This is a genomic window from Pseudomonas sp. H26/SER47-MNA-CIBAN-0231, assembly GCF_040310465.1.
Taxonomy (GTDB): domain Bacteria; phylum Pseudomonadota; class Gammaproteobacteria; order Pseudomonadales; family Pseudomonadaceae; genus Aquipseudomonas; species Aquipseudomonas atacamensis.
Genome location: NZ_JBEOPW010000003.1, coordinates 55,082 through 72,235, shown reverse-complemented (window position 1 = coordinate 72,235; position 17,154 = coordinate 55,082). Strand labels below are relative to the sequence as shown.

Genomic DNA, 17,154 nt, shown 5'->3' with positions numbered 1-17,154 from the left:
GTGTCGTTGAAACAGTTTTCGCGAGCAAGCTCGCTCCCACAGTTTCCACGGTCGTTCACAAATCGTGTGAGCAGCCGAAAATCCGGTGGGAGCGAGCTTGCTCGCGAATGCTCCGGCACAAACCGGTTTTTGCACTTGCTGAAACGTTTCCGCAGCGCTATAAAAATGGCACAACTCCAATAAAGGCTGCTGCCATGACCCCGCTCAAACTCCTCGTCGCCCTCGGCGCATTCTCTGCCGCTTCTCACGCCATGGCCTGGGACTATGTCCTGCTCGACGCCAATACTCCGGCAAAAAACCGGACGATCACCAGTGAGCAACTCGGCGTAAAAACCGCCAAACCGTTTTCCGTGACCCTGCGTACCCTGCATGGTGGTCGTCAGGAGGGCGTCAGCATTGTCGACATCGATAACGGCACGATGAAGCTGTCGGTCGTGCCGACCCGTGGCATGAATGTGTTGCAGGCTTCGGTGGGCGACGTGCGCATGGGCTGGGACTCGCCGGTCAAGGACGTCGTCAACCCGGCGTTCATCGAACTCAACGGTCGCGGTGGCCTGGGCTGGCTCGAAGGTTTCAATGAACTGGTCACCCGTTGCGGTTACGAGTGGGTTGGCCATCCCGGCATGGACAACGGCGAATTGCTGACCTTGCACGGTCGCGCCGCCAACATCCCGGCCAGCACCGTCACTTTGCACATCGACGAGAAGCCGCCGTATGCCATCACGCTGCGTGGCGAGCTGAAAGAGCAGGCATTCAAGAAAGTCGATTTCTCGGTAGCGACCGAACTGGTCACCGAACCGGGCAGCGCCAGCTTCGCCCTCAACGACACCCTGACCAACAACGGCGACTATGCGAAGGAATATCAGGCGCTGTATCACAGCAACTTCAGCACGCCGTTTCTTGAGCAAGGGGCAAAATTCGCTGCGCCGGTGAAGCAGGTGTCGCCGTTCAACGAGAAGGCCAAGGGCGATCTGCCCGACTGGCAGACCTATCGCGGGCCAACCAAGGACTACGACGAAACTGTCTACAACGTCGTGCCGTATGCGGACGCCAAGGGTGAGACCCTCACCGTGCTGCACAACAAGGCCGGTAGCCTCGGCGTATCCGTTGGCTTCAACACTCAGCAGTTGCCAGTGTTTTCGCTGTGGAAAAACACCGACACCCAAGGGCAGGGCTACGTCACCGGGCTGGAGCCGGGAACCAGTTTCTCCTACAACCGTCGCTATCAGCGGCCGTTGAATCTGGTGCCGACCATTGCCCCAAAAGAACATAAACAGTTCCAGATCAGCTACAGCCTGCTGGCCGACAAAGGGGCGGTGGACAAGGCCCTCAAGCGCGTGACCGAGATTCAGGCCGGTCGCGACACTGAAGTGCGTCAGGCACCGCTGGTTGATCTGACTGAGCATTAAGGTGTCGCCGGCCGGTATTGCAGTGCCTCGGCCAGATGCTCGCGGGTAATCGCATCGGCCTGTTCAAGATCCGCCAGCGTGCGCGCGACCTTGAGCAGGCGATGCGCCGAGCGCAGCGACAGGATCAATCGCTCGCAGGCCGCTTCCAGCCATTTTTCATCGGCTGTGGATAACGTGCAGTGACGCTTGAGCCCCGGCAGATCGAGAAACGCATTGGCACAGCCCTGACGTTTCTGCTGACGCTCCCGCGCTTCGGCCACCAACGCCGCAGCGCTGGCGCTGTTTTCGCCGGGCTTGGCTGCCGGATTCAATGCGGTTGCCTCCCGCGCGACGGTCAGGTGCAGATCAATCCGATCCAGCAGCGGCCCTGACAGCTTGTTGCGATAGCGCTGGACCATGTCCGGTGTGCACGAGCATTTGCCGCTGGGTTCGCCAAGATATCCACAGGGACATGGATTCATCGCTGCCACCAATTGAAATCGCGCGGGGAAACGTACGCGATCCTTGGCCCGGGCGATGACGATATGCCCGGACTCCAACGGCTCGCGCAGCACTTCCAGAACCTTGCGATCAAACTCCGGCAACTCATCGAGAAACAGTACGCCATGGTGGGCGAGGGTGATTTCGCCGGGTTGCGGTTTCGAGCTGCCACCGACCAATGCCGGCCCGGACGCCGAATGGTGCGGTTGCCTGAACGGCCGCTGCGGCCAGTGAGTCAAGGGAACCCCGCTGGCGACCGATTGAATCGCTGCCACTTCCAGCGCCTCGCATTCGGATAGCGGCGGCAGTAATCCTGGCAGACGACTGGCCAGCAGCGTCTTGCCGGTTCCCGGTGGCCCGCTGAACAACAAATTGTGCGCGCCCGCTGCGGCAATCAGCAGTGCGCGTTTGGCGGCTGTCTGCCCCTGCACCTCGTTAAGGTCGGGATAGGGTTTGGCAGCGTGCATCAAACCATCGGAAACGTAAGGCTCGACCGGTGTGTGCCCATTGAAATGCGCCACCGCTTCCAGCAAGTGATCGACTGCGAACACTTTCAGCCCCGAAGCCAGGCACGCCTCTTCCGCATTCGCTCGAGGCACCACCAACGCCCGCCCGGCCTTGCGCGCCGCCAGTGCTGCCGGCAGCACGCCACGCACTGGTCGCACGGCACCGGACAATGCCAATTCACCCAGACATTCCACCTCGTCCAGGGTCAGGCAGGGCACCTGCACACTGGCCGACAAAATCCCCAAGGCAATCGCCAGATCGAAGCGTCCGCCATCCTTGGGCAGGTCCGCCGGCGCCAGATTCAAGGTGATCCGCCGCGCCGGAAATTGCAGCCCGGAATTGATGATCGCACTGCGCACCCGATCCTTGCTCTCCTTCACCGCCGCCTCGGGCAGGCCGACCATGGTCAGCGACGGCAGACCGTTGGCCAGATGAACTTCGACGGTAACAGCGGGGGCTTCCACGCCAATCTGGGCGCGACTGTGGACGATGGAGAGGGACATGGTCGTTCCTTGAGTTGAATCGGGGAGCCGCTTCATGCGGGTTTTTGAAGGGTAGTTGAGCCGGGTTTCAGTGCTGAAATAGAGGTTTACAAGACGTATCAAGACCCGATGGGCTGTCATTGCTTGCCTGAATTGGACCGTTGACTCTCGACCGGCATTGACGGATCATCCCGTTCGAGGACTGCAACTGCGCATTCGTCGGGACTGGGCACCAGCAAAAGCTCCCCCGCATTTTTGGCAGCAGAGAAAGCTGGTTTCTCTGAAGTAGTGACGACGGGCTAGCCTGTCGGATTCTGAACCCAAGGCTGTGAAGCCCGGAGCTAAAGAATCGCTGCGACTACTCCTCAAAAAATACTTAAAAGGCGTCCATCGGACGCCTTTTTTTATTTCTGATTTGGTGGTGCTCGTGGTATCTGCCCCACTAACGTGCCATGTGCACGTTTTTGCGGGTACCAAGTCACCACGAAGTAACCAAATCCTGTGGCGCGCTCGTGTCGCGGTTCAAGAATCAGTGTTCCCATAGATGTCCTCAGTACCGCGACCCTGTTTCCACATCGCTGTTCTTTGAACTCACAATAGATTTGTGCCCCCGGGACGATCATTTTCGCAACAATCGCTGCTACCCCATCGGCAGTCTGGCAACCATGCTTGAGCAAATCGGCACTATGGGCTTCCCAAATGTGCACTACGCCAAAACCACTATTCGCTCGACGGTGAATACCTACCCGCAGATAAATCTTCCCGCCTGGCAAGCCGAATTTTGGCATATCGGGGATCGTGCCAAAGATGTAACCACCATCTGGATGCTGAACCAGCGTGTTTTCTTTGAGCTTGAGCAAATGAGACAAGAGGGATCCAGAACCAGAGTGTCTGGCGATCAATGTGTATCGCCTGGAACTCGACGAATAGGATCGACCAGCGCAGGCGAAAGCCACCAGCCTAATCACAGCCAAGAACTCACGGAATCAGGCGCAGACGCTGATTCTCGTAGGGTTATGCCCTATTAGTTGTAGGACGCCGGCCAAACGGTTTTGATGGTCTTGTTTTCCTGAATCGGATGCTCCAGTTTGGTCACTCAACGCAGCCTCTGGAGGCGAAAAATGAACCGCAATGGTATGCGCCCGATTCATCCGGGCGAGGTTCTGAATAAGGAGTTCATGGAGCCGTTGGGCATGACTGTCATGGATCTGGCCATGCCCACGAACTGGCCCGAAAGTGAGATCGAAAAGCTTGTGAAATGCCAGCTCAGGATCTGCGCCGATCTGGCAATCAGCCTTGCCACTCATCTCAACACTACGCCTGAGTTCTGGATGAATCTTCAGTCGACTTACGATTTGCGCAGAGCCCAGCTCCGGCATGCGGGCTCATAGCGATTGCAGCATCCGCGAAGCCCTTTTCCACCATGGCCCTGCCCGGGTCGCCCAACCCTCTGCTGAACATTCAGCATCAGATGAGCTTAGAAACCTGGGCTTTTTTGGCGCAATCGGACGGCGGTCATTTAAGGTTTTAGGACGTTGCCGGGATGGTCGAAGGGCTATCGATCAAAAGATCGCAGCCTTCGGCAGCTCCAGGAGGCGCGAATTATTCCGCGGGCGGTGTCAGTTTCGCTTCCATCTCGGCGACTTTGGCTTCGAGGCTTTCGAGGCGGGCCCGCGTGCGAGCCAACACCACCATCTGACTATCAAACTCTTCCCGGCTGACCAGATCGAGTTTGCTGAAGGCACTTTGCAGCAGCATTTTGAACTGGCTTTCGATTTCGGCTTTCGGCAGCGGGGTGTCGCCGTTGAAGAGGCGGGAGGCGGTGCCGCTCAGGGCGTCGAGGAAGTCTTTGGGCGCGAGCATGGGGAATGTCCTGGAAACAATGGCCGGCAGTGTATCACGCAGTGTCTATAGTCAATCCCGTTGCACGGATGCACGCTTTTCGCGCAGGGGGACGGACGGTGGCGCACCGTTGTTGTGCGTATCGGCAAAAGCTTTTCTGCCCGAGCGCGTGCAACAGGTGCCAAGAGATTGAAATGCAGGGTTTTTGCCGAGCTGGCAAGGTTTCTGCTTAGTCACCCTCGACCCATGCACTGATGCAGTCGCTGTGACGAATGCAGTGCGGCAGACGAAGCGGGGAGTTTCGTCTGATGCGGTTAGCTGGCGTCAACGATGCGTTACAAAGCCAGGCACTGCGCTTAGACTTGAGACGGGTTTGTTTTCCTGGGGCAAGTCCACCAATTCGGGAGAGAGTTTCATGAAGCTAGTCACTGCCATCATCAAGCCGTTCAAGTTGGACGACGTGCGCGAGTCGCTGTCCGAAATCGGCGTGCAGGGCATTACCGTCACTGAAGTCAAAGGCTTCGGCCGGCAGAAGGGTCACACCGAGCTGTATCGCGGCGCGGAATATGTGGTCGATTTTCTGCCCAAGGTGAAAATCGACGTGGCCATCGACGACAAGGATCTGGATCGGGTTATCGAGGCGATAACCAAAGCGGCCAACACCGGCAAGATCGGTGACGGCAAGATCTTCGTGGTCAATCTGGAACAGGCGATCCGCATCCGTACCGGCGAAACCGATACCGACGCGATCTAAGCGCCGCCACAAACCCAACGCCCCAGGAGAAAACAATATGACTCTGCGTAAATTCGCAGGGCTAGGCGCCCTGTTGTCCATCGTAATGCCCGGCATCGCCATGGCGGCAGACGAAGTGGCAGCGCCAGTCCTCAATTCCGGCGACACCGCCTGGATGCTCACCTCGACAGCGCTCGTGCTGTTCATGACCATTCCCGGCCTGGCGCTGTTCTACGGCGGTATGGTTCGCTCGAAAAACATTCTTTCCGTGCTGATGCAGTGCTTCGCCATTACCGGTCTGATCAGCATCCTGTGGGTCATTTATGGCTACAGCATTGCCTTCGACACCACCGGCATGGAGCAGGGCGTCGTCAACTTCAATTCGTTCTTCGGTGGCATGGGCAAGGCGTTCCTCGCCGGTGTCACGCCTTCGAGCATCACCGGCCCGGCGGCGCTGTTCCCTGAGGCGGTGTTCATCACCTTCCAGATGACCTTCGCGATCATCACCCCGGCGCTGATCGTCGGTGCGTTCGCCGAGCGCATGAAGTTCTCCGCGATGCTGATCTTCATGGGTATCTGGTTCACTCTGGTTTATGCACCGATCGCGCACATGGTCTGGTCTGGTAACGGCGGCCTGATGTGGGACTGGGGCGTGCTCGACTTCGCTGGCGGCACCGTGGTGCACATCAACGCCGGTATCGCCGGTCTGGTCGCGTGCCTGGTGCTGGGCAAGCGCAAAGGCTTCCCGACCACACCAATGGCTCCGCACAACCTCGGCTACACCCTGATGGGCGCGGCGATGCTGTGGGTCGGCTGGTTCGGCTTCAACGCCGGTTCCGCTGCTGCTGCCAACGGCACTGCCGGTATGGCCATGCTGGTTACCCAGATCGCCACTGCCGCTGCGGCACTGGGCTGGATGTTTGCCGAGTGGGTCACCCACGGCAAGCCAAGCGCACTGGGTATTGCTTCGGGTGTGGTCGCCGGTCTGGTCGCGATCACTCCGGCCGCTGGCACTGTAGGCCCGATGGGTGCACTGGTGATCGGTCTGGCCGCAGGCGTGGTGTGCTTCTTCTGCGCCACCACCCTGAAACGCAAACTCGGCTATGACGACTCCCTGGATGCCTTCGGCGTGCACGGTATCGGCGGTATCCTCGGCGCGATCCTCACCGGTGTGTTTGCCGCACCGGCACTGGGCGGCTTCGGCACCGTGACTGACATCGGCGCGCAGGTCTGGATTCAGATCAAAGGCGTCGGCTTCACGGTGATCTACACCGCGATCGTGACTTTCATCATCCTCAAGGTGCTGGACGCCGTCATGGGTCTGCGCGTAACCGAGGAAGAAGAGTCGGTCGGCCTCGATCTGGCACAACACAACGAACGCGGCTACAACCTGTAAGTACGCGCGATAAAAAAACTGCCCGGTTCGCCGGGCATTTTTTTGTCCGGGATTTGTCATTCAAGGTGCGGCTGAAAGGATTTTTCTTACGGCTTTGGTCGTCTTTACGACGAGGCTTTTTCTGCGGGCAATCGCTTACATCGCTGCAGGAATATTAGGGCCTTTGTTTTTTTTCAGAGCACGCTAGAATGCGCCCCGAACGAGCGGAGAACTGTATGTGGCAACAGACTCTGATAACCCTGCGGGCAAGGCCCCGGGGCTTTCATCTGGTGACGGACGAGTTGCTCGCAGGCTTGCCTGAACTCAAGACCTGTCGGGTCGGTCTGTTGCATTTGTGGCTGCAGCACACGTCGGCGTCGTTGACCATCAACGAGAACGCCGATCCGGCAGTTCGTCGCGACTTCGAACGATTTTTCAATCGTCTGATCCCACAAGGAACAGACGGCTACGAGCACAACGACGAAGGCCTGGACGACCTCCCGGCGCACTTCAAGGCCAGCGTGCTCGGTTGCCAGATCAGTCTGCCGGTTGCGGCAGGGCGGCTGGCACTGGGTACCTGGCAAGGGATTTATCTGGGCGAGCACCGTGATCATGGCGGTGCACGTAAAGTCCTCGCCACCTTGCACGGTGAACAGGCATGAGCCGCTGCCGGGCAGCGGCAGAAGATTTTTCAACGGCGGCTTCGACAGTCGCCAAAGCTGGTCTATAACTAATCTGCTTTTGGCAAGTCATGAGGTAGAACATGAGCGACGATGATCTGGAAAACGACGACCTCGAAGTAGGCGACGAAGACGAGGCCGAGGAAGGCCTGGAAGCGGCAGCGGAAGACGTTGCCGAAGACGATGGCGGTGACGACACGCCGGCCCCGGCTGCCAAAGGCAAAGCCAAGGCTGCGGTATCGGTCGACGAGTTGCCGAGCATCGAAGCCAAGAACAAGGAGCGTGACGCCCTGGCCAAGGCCATGGAAGAATTCCTTGCGCGCGGCGGCAAGGTGCAGGAAGTTGAGGCCAACGTGGTCGCCGATCCGCCCAAGAAGCCGGATAACAAGTACGGCAGCCGCCCTATCTGAGGCGCGTCGCTCGCTTGCTGAAAAAGCCCGCCGTCGCTGCGGGCTTTTTTATGCCTGGAATAAATGCGTTGAAAACAAATGCAGTCCCCTGTGGGAGCGAGCCTGCTCGCGAAGAGGGCATGTCAGCCGACATACATGTTGGATGACACACCGCATTCGCGAGCAGGCTCGCTCCCACAGGGCTGTAGATCAGTTCGAGGAAGCATTCCAGCGGGAGAGGACGGCTGGCAGTTCAGTGAGGCTGCGAATTTCCGCATCCGGCAAGCGCTCCGCTTCCCAGACCTTGCCCGTCGGGTTGAACCACACCGCGCGCAAGCCTGCCTGCTGAGCGCCGGCAATGTCATCGCCAGGATGATCGCCGACATGCACCGCCGCTGCGGGGCTTACACCGCCGCGCTGCAACGCTTCATGAAACAGCCGCGCATCCGGTTTGGCGATGCCGATGTCTTCGGCGCACAAGGCGAACTTGAAGTAATCCGCCAGCCCCAGCCGACGCACGTCGGCATTGCCATTGGTGACCACGCCGAGGGCGTAATGATTGGCGAGCAGCTCCAGCAGCGGCTCGACCTCCGGGAACACTTCGATCTGATGCCGCGCATGCAGGAACACTTCAAAAGCCTTGTCAGCCAGCTCCGACGCCTCGCCGTGGGCATACCCGGCTTCTTCCAGCGCGTGGAACAGCACACGTCGACGCAGCGCGCTGATGCGGTGCTTGAGCCCCGGTTCGCCCGCCAGCACTCGCTCGCGAATCGACCACAAATGCTCCACCGGCACCGCGCCCAGACTCGACGCATGTTCGCTCAGCCATTCGCGCAATACGGTTTCGGCGCTGGCGATCACCGGAGCGGTGTCCCACAGGGTGTCGTCGAGGTCGAAGGTGATCAACTGAATGCTCATGAATCATCGCCTTTCATGCGTTTGGCCCGGGGATGGGCGCTGTCGTAGACCGCCGCCAGATGCTGGAAGTCGAGGTGGGTATAGATCTGTGTGGTTTTGATATCAGAGTGACCGAGCAATTCCTGCACCGCGCGCAGATCCTGTGAAGACTCGAGCAAATGGCTGGCGAACGAGTGCCGGAGCATGTGCGGATGCAGGTTCTGCCCCAGCTCGCGCTCGCCAGCCAGTTTGACCCGCACCTGAATCGCCCGGGGGCCGAGACGCCGACCTTGCTGGCTGACAAAAACCGCATCGTCCGCCGGGTTGGTCATGGCTCTAAGCGGCAACCAGTGTTCCAAGGCTTCGCGGGCCTTGGTGCCAACCGGCAACAGTCGGGTCTTGCTGCCCTTGCCGAGCACCTGAACCATGCCGTCGGCGAGGTCGAGTTGATCGAGATTGAGCCCGGTCAGCTCGGACAGGCGCAGGCCAGAAGAATAGAACAGCTCAAGAATCGCCTGATCGCGTCGGGCGAGAAAATCGTCCTCGACCGCACCTTCAAGCAGCTGCAATGCGCGATCGGTATCAAGGGTCTTCGGCAGGCGCCGTTCGCCTTTCGGCGGGGCCAGGCCGGTGGCCGGGTCGTGGTCGCACAGGCCTTCGCGATTCAAGTAGTGATAGAGCCCGCGCACCGCCGAGAGCAGGCGGGCGAGGCTGCGCGAGGACTGGCCTTGCGCATGCAACCGGGCGATCAGGCTGCGCAGGCGCTGGATGTCCAGCGCGGCCCAGCTGCCGATGTTCTGCTTGATGCACCAGCCGAGGACTTTATCGAGGTCGCGGCGATAAGCCGACAGGGTGTGCGGCGACACCTGTCGCTCACTGCGCAGATGTTCGCAGTAAGCGTCCAGTTGTCGTTCCATGGTCAGCGTACCGAGCGCAGCGAGCTGTTGACCCGTGGCAGCACGCGGCCCATGACCTCGGCGATGTAACTGAGGAACAGGGTGCCGACCGAGCTCTTGTAATGCTGCGGGTCACGGCTGGCGATGGCCAGAATGCCGTGAATGCCCTGATGGCTGACGGCAACCACGGCGGTCGAGCCGATCTGCTGGCGCTGTTCTTCGCCGAAGAGGAAATCCAGCTCATGTTCACGCAGGCTGCCGCTGACGCTTTTGCCTTCGGTGAGCAGGCCGCCGATCGCGGTTTGCGCATCGGCGTGGGTAACCCAGCGGCCGACCGGGGCCGGGTTGTCGCCGAGCAGGATCAGGCTGACGAAGGGCACCTGGAAATCCTGACGCAGGCTGTCTTCAACGCTGATGACCACGTCTTCCAGGGTCGATGCATCCATCAGCGCGAGAATCAGGCGGCGGGTCTTTTCGAACAGGCGATCGTTGTCGCGGGCCACGTCCATCAGATGCGAAAGGCGATGGCGCATCTCGATATTGCGGTCGCGCAGGATGGTCATCTGCCGCTCGACCAGCGACACGGTGTCGCCACGTCGGTGCGGAATGCGCAGCGACGGCAGCAGCTCTTCGTGCTCGACGAAGAAGTCCGGATGAGCCTCCAGGTAGGCGGCAACCGCGGCTGCCTCGAGGCTCTCGGACGCTGATTCGTCGGCTGGTCGGGCGGGTACCTGTGGCTTGTCGGTCATGATTTCTGCTCGCTCAAAGACGCACTTGTCCTTCGTATACACGCACTGCCGGACCGGTCATCAACACCGGTTCGCCCGGGCCGGCCCACTCGATGGACAGACGCCCGCCGGGCAGGTCGATCAACAGCGGCGAATCCATCCACCCCTGACTGATAGCCGCCACCGCCGCCGCACAGGCGCCGGTGCCGCAGGCCTGGGTTTCCCCGGCGCCGCGTTCCCAAACACGCAGTAGCGCGCGATGGCGGTCGATGACCTGAAGGAAGCCGACATTGACCCGCGCCGGGAAGCGCGGATGGTGCTCGATCTTCGGCCCCAGTTCATGCACCGGTGCGCTGTTGATGTCGTCCACGCGGATCACTGCATGGGGATTGCCCATCGACACGGCGGCCAATTCGACCGTAGTGCCATCGACGTCCAGCTGATAGCTGCTGGCCTGCGCTGGTGCCTGGAATGGAATGTCCGCCGGCACCAGGCGCGGCGCGCCCATGTTCACGCCGATCTGGCCGTCGTTACGCACGTCCAGTTCAATGATGCCGCCCTTGGTCTCGACGCGGATCTGCCGTTTCGCAGTCAGACGCTTGTCGAGCACGAAGCGGGCGAAGCAGCGCGCACCGTTGCCGCATTGCTCCACTTCCGAGCCGTCGGAGTTGAAGATCCGGTAGCGGAAATCCACATCCGGGTTACTCGGTGCTTCGACGATCAGCAACTGGTCGAAACCGATCCCGGTGTGGCGGTCGCCCCATTGCTTGGCGTGTTTGGGCTGAATGTGCGCGTGCTGGCTGACCAGGTCGAGGACCATGAAGTCGTTGCCCAGGCCGTGCATTTTGGTAAAACGCAGCAGCATGGGTTACTCCGGCAGCAGGCTTTCGCCGGCAAACAGCTCGGCCACGGTTTCGCGGCGACGCACTTCAAAAACCTGATCACCATCCACCAGCACTTCAGCGGCACGGCCGCGAGTGTTGTAGTTGGAGCTCATCACAAAACCGTAGGCGCCAGCCGAATGCACTGCCAGCAAGTCGCCTTCTTCCAGCGCCAGCTCGCGGTCCTTGGCGAGGAAGTCGCCGGTTTCGCAGATCGGGCCGACGATGTCGTACTTGCGTGCAGCGCTGTCGCGCGGTTTCACCGCCGTGACGTCCATCCACGCCTGATACAGCGCCGGACGGATCAGGTCGTTCATCGCCGCATCGACGATGGCGAAATCCTTGTGCTCGGTGTGTTTGAGGTATTCGACCTGTGTCAGCAACACGCCGCCATTGGCAACGATGAAGCGACCCGGTTCGAACACCAGCGCCAGGTCACGCCCGTCGAGACGCTCGCGCACGGCTTTGATGTAATCAGCAGCCAACGGCGGCTCTTCATCGCGATAACGCACGCCCAGGCCGCCACCGAGATCGATGTGGCGCAGGTGAATCCCGCAATCGCCCAGACGGTCGACCAGATCCAGCAGGCGATCCAGGGCGTCAATAAATGGTGGCAGCGTGGTCAGTTGCGAACCGATGTGGCAGTCGACACCGATCACTTCCAGGTTCGGCAAATGCGCGGCGCGTACGTACACGTCTTCGGCGTCGGCAATGGCGATGCCGAACTTGTTCTCTTTCAGACCGGTGGAAATGTACGGATGGGTGCCGGCATCGACGTCCGGGTTCACGCGTAGCGAAACGGGGGCGCGAACACCCAGCTCGGCGGCGACCACTTGCAGGCGCTCAAGCTCATCGGTGGACTCGACGTTGAAGCAGTGCACGCCGACTTCGAGCGCGCGGCGCATGTCGTCACGGGTCTTGCCGACGCCGGAGAAAACGATCTTGTCGGCGCTGCCACCTGCGGCCAGTACACGTTCCAGCTCGCCACGGGAAACGATGTCGAAACCGGCGCCGAGACGGGCCAGGACATTCAGTACACCGAGGTTGGAGTTGGCTTTGACCGCGAAGCAGACCAGATGCGGCATACCGGCCAGCGCATCGGCGTAGGCCAGATACTGCGCTTCGATGTGCGCGCGCGAGTAGACATAGGTGGGCGTGCCGAAGCGGTCGGCGATGGCGGACAGCGCCACACCTTCCGCGAACAGCTCCCCGCCACGGTAGTTAAAAGCGTCCATGGCGATCCCTTAGTAAACGTCGTGCTTGTGAGCCTTGGATGGCTGCTTCTGCGAAGACTGGGCTTGTTCGGCCGGGTCCTGGTCGTCATCGGGCAGGTACAGCGGGCCTTTTTGACCACAGGCCGAAACCAGGCAGGCAACCGCGACGAGCGCAGCAAGGGAAGAGATCAGGCGCTTCATGGCGAAATCCTTGAAAATGCGTTAATTGCGCCGGAGTATACCGGCCACCCGGCAGCTTGCCTATGCGAGGGGGTTCCCGTCCGGCGGGGCTTGCTGGATACCGGATGGATACCTGCAATACCTGTGGGAGCGAGCTTGCTCGCGAAGAGGTCGTCACATTCGATATGTTTGTTGCCTGACACACCGCTTTCGCGAGCAAGCTCGCTCCCACAGAGGGCGATGTTGGATGGAAACTGGTGCTTGGTCGTTAATCTTTGCAATCGGCCGGCAGCGTCCGTATCTTTCGGCGCTTGAGCCTGATCAGACATTTTTGAGGTTGCCGCAATGAGTTTGTCCGAAGCCCGTTTCCACGATCTGGTCGATGAAACCCAGGAAAAACTGGAAGACATATTTGACGAAAGCGATCTGGACATCGATCTGGAAAGCTCGGCAGGTGTCTTGACCGTCAAGTTCGAAAACGGCTCGCAGCTGATCTTCAGCCGCCAGGAGCCATTGCGCCAGCTGTGGCTGGCGGCCGTGTCCGGTGGTTTCCACTTCGACTATGACGAAGAAAGCGAGCGCTGGATGTGCGACAAGAGCGAAGAGCAATTGGGCGAAATGCTTCAGCGTCTCGTCAAGCAGCAGGCTGGCGCCGAGTTCGATTTCGAAGGTCTGTGATTCGTGACTGATGCCGCGCCTGTTCGCCCGCCGAAACCGCTCTACAGCAACGTCAGCCCGGCGGTGCCTTCGCCGTGCACGGGCGTATGTCGGCTGGACGAACAGAAAGTCTGTCTCGGCTGCGCGCGTCACGTCGAAGACATTCGCGAATGGCGCTCGGCCGATGATCAGCGGCGCCGGGTGATATGCCAGCAGGCTGCCGCACGAAAATCCCAAGCCTGTTGATATCGTGGCGAGGGGATTTATCCCCGTTGGGTCGCGTAGCGGCCCCAGAATCTATACGGCTGCTGCGCAGCCGAACGGGGATAAATCCCCTCGCCACAAGGGTTTCACCCAGGCAAAAAAGGGCGTGACTTGTATATTTTTTGAGCTGTGATAGTGTCCGCGAACGCCTCAAACCACCGAGGCACGGTGAAAACCCCGTCTTTTTTGGCGGGGTTTTGCTTTTTTTGTGCAGAAGAAAGGAGTCTGCCTGGATCATGACCGCACCTTCCATCACCCTTACCCGTCTGGACGTGCAACGTCTGCAGCGCCTGATCGACAACCTGATCGATAAAGACCAGGCAGCGCCGGGCGTGATTGCGCTGCAAACCGAGCTGGACCGCGCCGATACCGTGGTCGGCCACGATGAAGTGCCCGCCGATGTCGTGACCATGAATTCCCGCGTGCATTGCCGCGAAGAAGGCAGTGGCAAGGATTACCACCTGACGCTGGTCTATCCCAAGGACGCCAACGCCGATGAAGGCAAGATTTCCATTCTCGCGCCGGTCGGCAGTGCGCTGCTGGGTCTGAAGGTCGGTCAGCACATCGATTGGCCGGCGCCGGGTGGCAAGTCGCTGAAGCTGACCTTGCTGGAAGTGGAATCGCAACCGGTCAACGGCGGCGCCTTCCCCGAATAACTCCCCGCTTCAAACCTGTTCGAGCGCTTCATTCAACGAGCGCTCCAGGTCCGCCTTGTAGCGCAGATACAGATTGCTTGAACTGTGCCCGTCACCGAGCAGCCCCGAGAGATCGAGGTCGGTGATGTAGCAGCGATAGCGCTCGGTCTCGCGGCGCTGCTCGACGATCTCCCGGGCGACCACGCTGAACAACTGGTCGCCATGCTCCAGCTCGCTGAATTCGCGCTGATTGCAATACAGGGTGACCTGCACTTCGCCCGGTGCGGCTTTGCCGATGATCGCCTGCACATCGTAGAACGGTTTGTTCACCGGGGTCTGCGGTGCTGGTCGGGTTTCGACCCTGCGCGAGCGCCCCGGGCCTGACGGCAACAGCTGGTAATACAAAGTCTCGGGGCTGCCTGCAGGGCCACCGTCCATCGGCAATTGCGCTTCACGGCGGTACTGGATCGATTGCAGAAAACGCTGCAGCGGTACCAGCAGACTCTGCTCGTCGTGGTACGGCAGTTGCTGCTGCCACAGCGCATTGAATTCATCCAGCACGTACAGCTCCGCCTGCTGCTCGCTGATGCGGTAGAAGACCTGAATGCATTCCGGCTGACCCATCGGCAGGATCAGCGCGAGGTCATGGTCCTCCAGCGCCATCGGGTCGAGGTGCAGCGGGCTGTAGCGCGGTTGTTCTTCGCCCAGATAATCGAGCAGTGCCGGCAGAGTGGCGAGGGCGACATGGTTGACCTGACCCGGCACCAGCTCCAGCACGTGATAGTGCTGCTGCACCTGAATCAGGTAGCGGTGATTCAACTCGCTGAGCAACAGGGTCTGTGCGGTGTCGACGATTTCCTCGACGCGGCGGGCAATGAATTGCGCGCGGTTGTGGCAGAAACAGCGCACCTTCAGCGACGGCTGCATCGGGCCGCGCGGCAGGTTGTTGAGGTAATCGCGTAGGCAGTCGAGCAGCGCATGCGGGCCGTCGAAACGATTGACCAGCACTTCGTTCCAGCTGTTGAGCGTGACCTGATCGAGGGTCAGCACCAGGTTCTCGCGCACACCGGCATAGCTCAGCGAGTCGGTGCGTTCGGTGGTCATCAGGATGTTCAGATCACGGTGATGCTTGAGCGGGTCGACGCCGACGTTGATCAGCAGCAGTACTTCGCTGGGCACAGCGGCACGTAGCAATGGCTCTTCGGCAACGGTGGGCAAGGGCAGGGCGATGCACTGCTGCAGGCTGCCGAGCAGGTTGAACAGTTCGAACTCGCTCAAGTCGCTGGTGCCCGGATGCAGGGCCAGGCGGGTGCTGCTGTCGATCACGCCGTTGCGGTGGCACCAGGTCAGCAGTTCAAGCAGCTCGCGACTGCGCTTGATCGGTGCGAAATGTTCCCACTCCAGCGCCGTCAGGCTGCCGTTGTACAGGCCCCACTGGGTCTGCCCCGGCTCCTTTTTGTTCGGCGACTGCACCAGGGTCAGGGTGTCTTCGGCCAGATCCGGGGCAATGCCCGGATTGATGAACTCGACCTTGTCGGCCTTGCGCTCGAACGCTGCGTACAGGCGCCGGCCGAGGACATTGAGGTCGCGCTTGTTGATCAGGCTGACAGTCTGTTCGCTGCGGGCGAACTGGGTCAGGAAGCGATAGCTGTAATTGAGTTCGTTGACCAGCGCGCGGCGCTCGGCGCTGACCTGGCGGACTTTCCACTGACTGCGGCTGTCGAGCAGCGCCAGTTGCCGCTGATCCCAGTGCCACTCGCCGGCCAGGCGTTCGAGCAGTGCGCGTTGCCAACCCTGACTGCGGCTGTTGCCGGTGAGCTTGCGGTTGACCTTCAGATACAGCGCGCGGCGCACCAGCTCAAGACGTTCCGGTTCGTTGCGGGCGATCAGGTATTCCTCGATACGCCGGTACACCACCATGTACGGGTCAAGCTCATCGAGATCGAGCTGATTGGCGAACACGGCTTTCTTGAAGCGTAGACTCAGGCACTGCACGTGCGGGTGTTCACTGGCGTACACCTCGGTCAACAGCAGTTTGAGCACCGATTTGTAGGGCGACTCGATGCCTTTGAACAACTGCCACAACCCGGCGCCGATGAATTCTCCGGGCGGAATGGTCGCCATCGGCCCGAGGTCGAGGGTTTCGTCGGCGCGAATAAAGCGTTTGGACAGCAGGGTGTGGGTGTAAGCGTCGTAGGCCGTTTCTTCATAGACCGGCACCAACCACCAGATCGGCGTGCGCCCGGCCAGCCAGATCGCCGTGCGATAAAACTCGTCGAGCAGCAGATAGTGCTGGGTGCTGCCGCAGTTGTCCGAACTGAGCTTTGAATCGCGTTCGCCTTTGACGAAGCGCGCCGGGTCGATCAGGAAGAAATGCGCTTCGGCACCCTGGCTCGCAGCCCAGGCTTCCAGCAATTGGCACTTCTTGCTCAGCTCGGCGAGGTCGCTTTCGCTCAGATCCGGCCCATGGCAGACCCACACATCCATATCGCTCTGATCGGCCTGTGCCAGTGTGCCGAGGCTGCCCATCAGGAACAGGCCGTGGATCGGTCGCGGCGGGTTACTGCCATGGCGCGGCCTGTAAGAGAACGAGCGAGTCAGGCGCTGCGCCTCGGTCAGCGCATTGGCGTCCGGCTCATAATTCGAGAGACCGGCCGGCGTACTGCCCGAGACATAGCCGGGCAGCAACGGATGATTGACGTGAAAGAACAGCGGCAACAGCGTCAACACGCTTTGCTGGCGCGTCGACAAGCCTTCGAGAGCGCGGCCGAGGCGGCCTTCATTGAGTTTGAGAAAACGTGCGCGCAGTTGGCTGAGTACCTTGCGGTCGATGCCTTCGTCCAGGTCGGGGCGGATTTCGTGTGTGCGGGTCATATCAGCTCAAACCGGCTTGCAGGCTCGGACG

At 60.4% G+C, this 17,154-nt stretch carries 19 protein-coding genes; 9 read left to right on the top strand and 10 right to left on the bottom strand.

Annotation, left to right across the window (positions count from 1 at the left end; translation table 11 throughout):
* The first annotated feature begins 194 nt into the window (after positions 1-194).
* Complete coding sequence (locus AAEZ10_RS05685) at positions 195-1,409, top strand: aldose 1-epimerase family protein (protein ID WP_073470931.1); 1,215 nt, start codon at positions 195-197, stop codon at positions 1,407-1,409.
* Here the strand turns inward: AAEZ10_RS05685 and AAEZ10_RS05680 are convergent.
* Together AAEZ10_RS05680 and AAEZ10_RS05675 are read right to left on the bottom strand one after the other, a co-directional pair.
* The gene (locus AAEZ10_RS05680; RefSeq protein ID WP_110644495.1) at positions 1,406-2,899 is read right to left on the bottom strand and encodes a YifB family Mg chelatase-like AAA ATPase; all 1,494 of its coding nucleotides are present in this window, start codon (positions 2,897-2,899) and stop codon (positions 1,406-1,408) included. The genes AAEZ10_RS05685 and AAEZ10_RS05680 overlap by 4 nt on opposite strands.
* Before the next feature lie 383 nt (positions 2,900-3,282).
* Positions 3,283-3,747 carry a hypothetical protein gene (locus AAEZ10_RS05675; RefSeq protein ID WP_073470953.1) on the bottom strand — a complete coding sequence of 155 codons (465 nt, stop codon included), beginning with the start codon at positions 3,745-3,747 and terminating at the stop codon, positions 3,283-3,285.
* Between the two features lie 252 nt (positions 3,748-3,999).
* On the opposite strand from AAEZ10_RS05675, the gene AAEZ10_RS05670 reads away from it, so the two are divergent.
* Positions 4,000-4,269 (top strand): HigA family addiction module antitoxin, encoded by a 270-nt coding sequence (locus AAEZ10_RS05670; RefSeq protein ID WP_073470954.1) that lies wholly within the window; start codon positions 4,000-4,002, stop codon positions 4,267-4,269.
* A gap of 211 nt (positions 4,270-4,480) precedes the next feature.
* Here AAEZ10_RS05670 and AAEZ10_RS05665 read toward each other — a convergent pair whose 3' ends face one another.
* Entirely contained in the window at positions 4,481-4,741 is a 261-nt protein-coding gene (locus tag AAEZ10_RS05665; protein ID WP_008086041.1) for an accessory factor UbiK family protein, read from the bottom strand.
* A 394-nt stretch (positions 4,742-5,135) separates the two neighbouring features.
* Here AAEZ10_RS05665 and glnK point away from each other — a divergent pair, with 394 nt between their 5' ends.
* From glnK to sutA, 4 genes are all read left to right on the top strand, one after another.
* Positions 5,136-5,474, top strand: coding sequence for a P-II family nitrogen regulator (gene glnK, locus AAEZ10_RS05660; RefSeq protein WP_002555808.1), 339 nt, complete (start codon positions 5,136-5,138; stop codon positions 5,472-5,474).
* 37 nt (positions 5,475-5,511) lie between these two features.
* Complete coding sequence (locus AAEZ10_RS05655; protein ID WP_041476939.1) at positions 5,512-6,849, top strand: ammonium transporter; 1,338 nt, start codon at positions 5,512-5,514, stop codon at positions 6,847-6,849.
* A gap of 215 nt (positions 6,850-7,064) precedes the next feature.
* Complete coding sequence (locus AAEZ10_RS05650) at positions 7,065-7,490, top strand: secondary thiamine-phosphate synthase enzyme YjbQ (protein ID WP_071172132.1); 426 nt, start codon at positions 7,065-7,067, stop codon at positions 7,488-7,490.
* A 101-nt stretch (positions 7,491-7,591) separates the two neighbouring features.
* Positions 7,592-7,918, top strand: a complete 327-nt coding sequence (sutA, locus tag AAEZ10_RS05645; RefSeq protein ID WP_016772583.1) for a dormancy-specific transcriptional regulator SutA — start codon at positions 7,592-7,594, stop codon at positions 7,916-7,918.
* A 189-nt stretch (positions 7,919-8,107) separates the two neighbouring features.
* Here sutA and AAEZ10_RS05640 read toward each other — a convergent pair whose 3' ends face one another.
* Genes AAEZ10_RS05640 through lptM form a run of 6 tightly spaced genes read right to left on the bottom strand, consistent with a single transcriptional unit; the run spans position 8,108 to position 12,714 of the window.
* On the bottom strand, positions 8,108-8,815 hold the full coding sequence (locus AAEZ10_RS05640; protein ID WP_073470956.1) for an HAD family hydrolase: 708 nt from the start codon (positions 8,813-8,815) through the stop codon (positions 8,108-8,110).
* On the bottom strand, positions 8,812-9,711 hold the full coding sequence (gene xerC / locus AAEZ10_RS05635) for a tyrosine recombinase XerC (protein WP_024014773.1): 900 nt from the start codon (positions 9,709-9,711) through the stop codon (positions 8,812-8,814). Before xerC ends, AAEZ10_RS05640 begins: the two co-directional genes overlap by 4 nt.
* Positions 9,712-9,713: 2 nt before the next feature.
* The gene (locus AAEZ10_RS05630; protein ID WP_042607115.1) at positions 9,714-10,439 is read right to left on the bottom strand and encodes a DUF484 family protein; all 726 of its coding nucleotides are present in this window, start codon (positions 10,437-10,439) and stop codon (positions 9,714-9,716) included.
* Between the two features lie 13 nt (positions 10,440-10,452).
* Entirely contained in the window at positions 10,453-11,283 is an 831-nt protein-coding gene (gene dapF / locus AAEZ10_RS05625; protein ID WP_350568326.1) for a diaminopimelate epimerase, read from the bottom strand.
* 3 nt (positions 11,284-11,286) lie between these two features.
* A complete protein-coding gene (lysA, locus tag AAEZ10_RS05620) occupies positions 11,287-12,534 on the bottom strand; it encodes a diaminopimelate decarboxylase (protein WP_071172135.1) in 1,248 nt (415 codons plus the stop codon).
* A gap of 9 nt (positions 12,535-12,543) precedes the next feature.
* A complete protein-coding gene (gene lptM / locus AAEZ10_RS05615) occupies positions 12,544-12,714 on the bottom strand; it encodes an LPS translocon maturation chaperone LptM (RefSeq protein ID WP_016772589.1) in 171 nt (56 codons plus the stop codon).
* Positions 12,715-13,038: 324 nt separating this feature from the next.
* Here lptM and cyaY point away from each other — a divergent pair, with 324 nt between their 5' ends.
* From cyaY to rnk, 3 genes are all read left to right on the top strand, one after another.
* A complete protein-coding gene (cyaY, locus tag AAEZ10_RS05610; RefSeq protein WP_041476930.1) occupies positions 13,039-13,371 on the top strand; it encodes an iron donor protein CyaY in 333 nt (110 codons plus the stop codon).
* Positions 13,372-13,374: 3 nt separating this feature from the next.
* Entirely contained in the window at positions 13,375-13,596 is a 222-nt protein-coding gene (locus AAEZ10_RS05605) for a DUF1289 domain-containing protein (protein ID WP_110599860.1), read from the top strand.
* Between the two features lie 254 nt (positions 13,597-13,850).
* Positions 13,851-14,270 carry a nucleoside diphosphate kinase regulator gene (gene rnk, locus AAEZ10_RS05600; RefSeq protein WP_110644490.1) on the top strand — a complete coding sequence of 140 codons (420 nt, stop codon included), beginning with the start codon at positions 13,851-13,853 and terminating at the stop codon, positions 14,268-14,270.
* A 9-nt stretch (positions 14,271-14,279) separates the two neighbouring features.
* Here rnk and AAEZ10_RS05595 read toward each other — a convergent pair whose 3' ends face one another.
* The gene (locus tag AAEZ10_RS05595; protein WP_339100881.1) at positions 14,280-17,123 is read right to left on the bottom strand and encodes a class I adenylate cyclase; all 2,844 of its coding nucleotides are present in this window, start codon (positions 17,121-17,123) and stop codon (positions 14,280-14,282) included.
* Positions 17,124-17,154 lie beyond the last annotated feature (31 nt).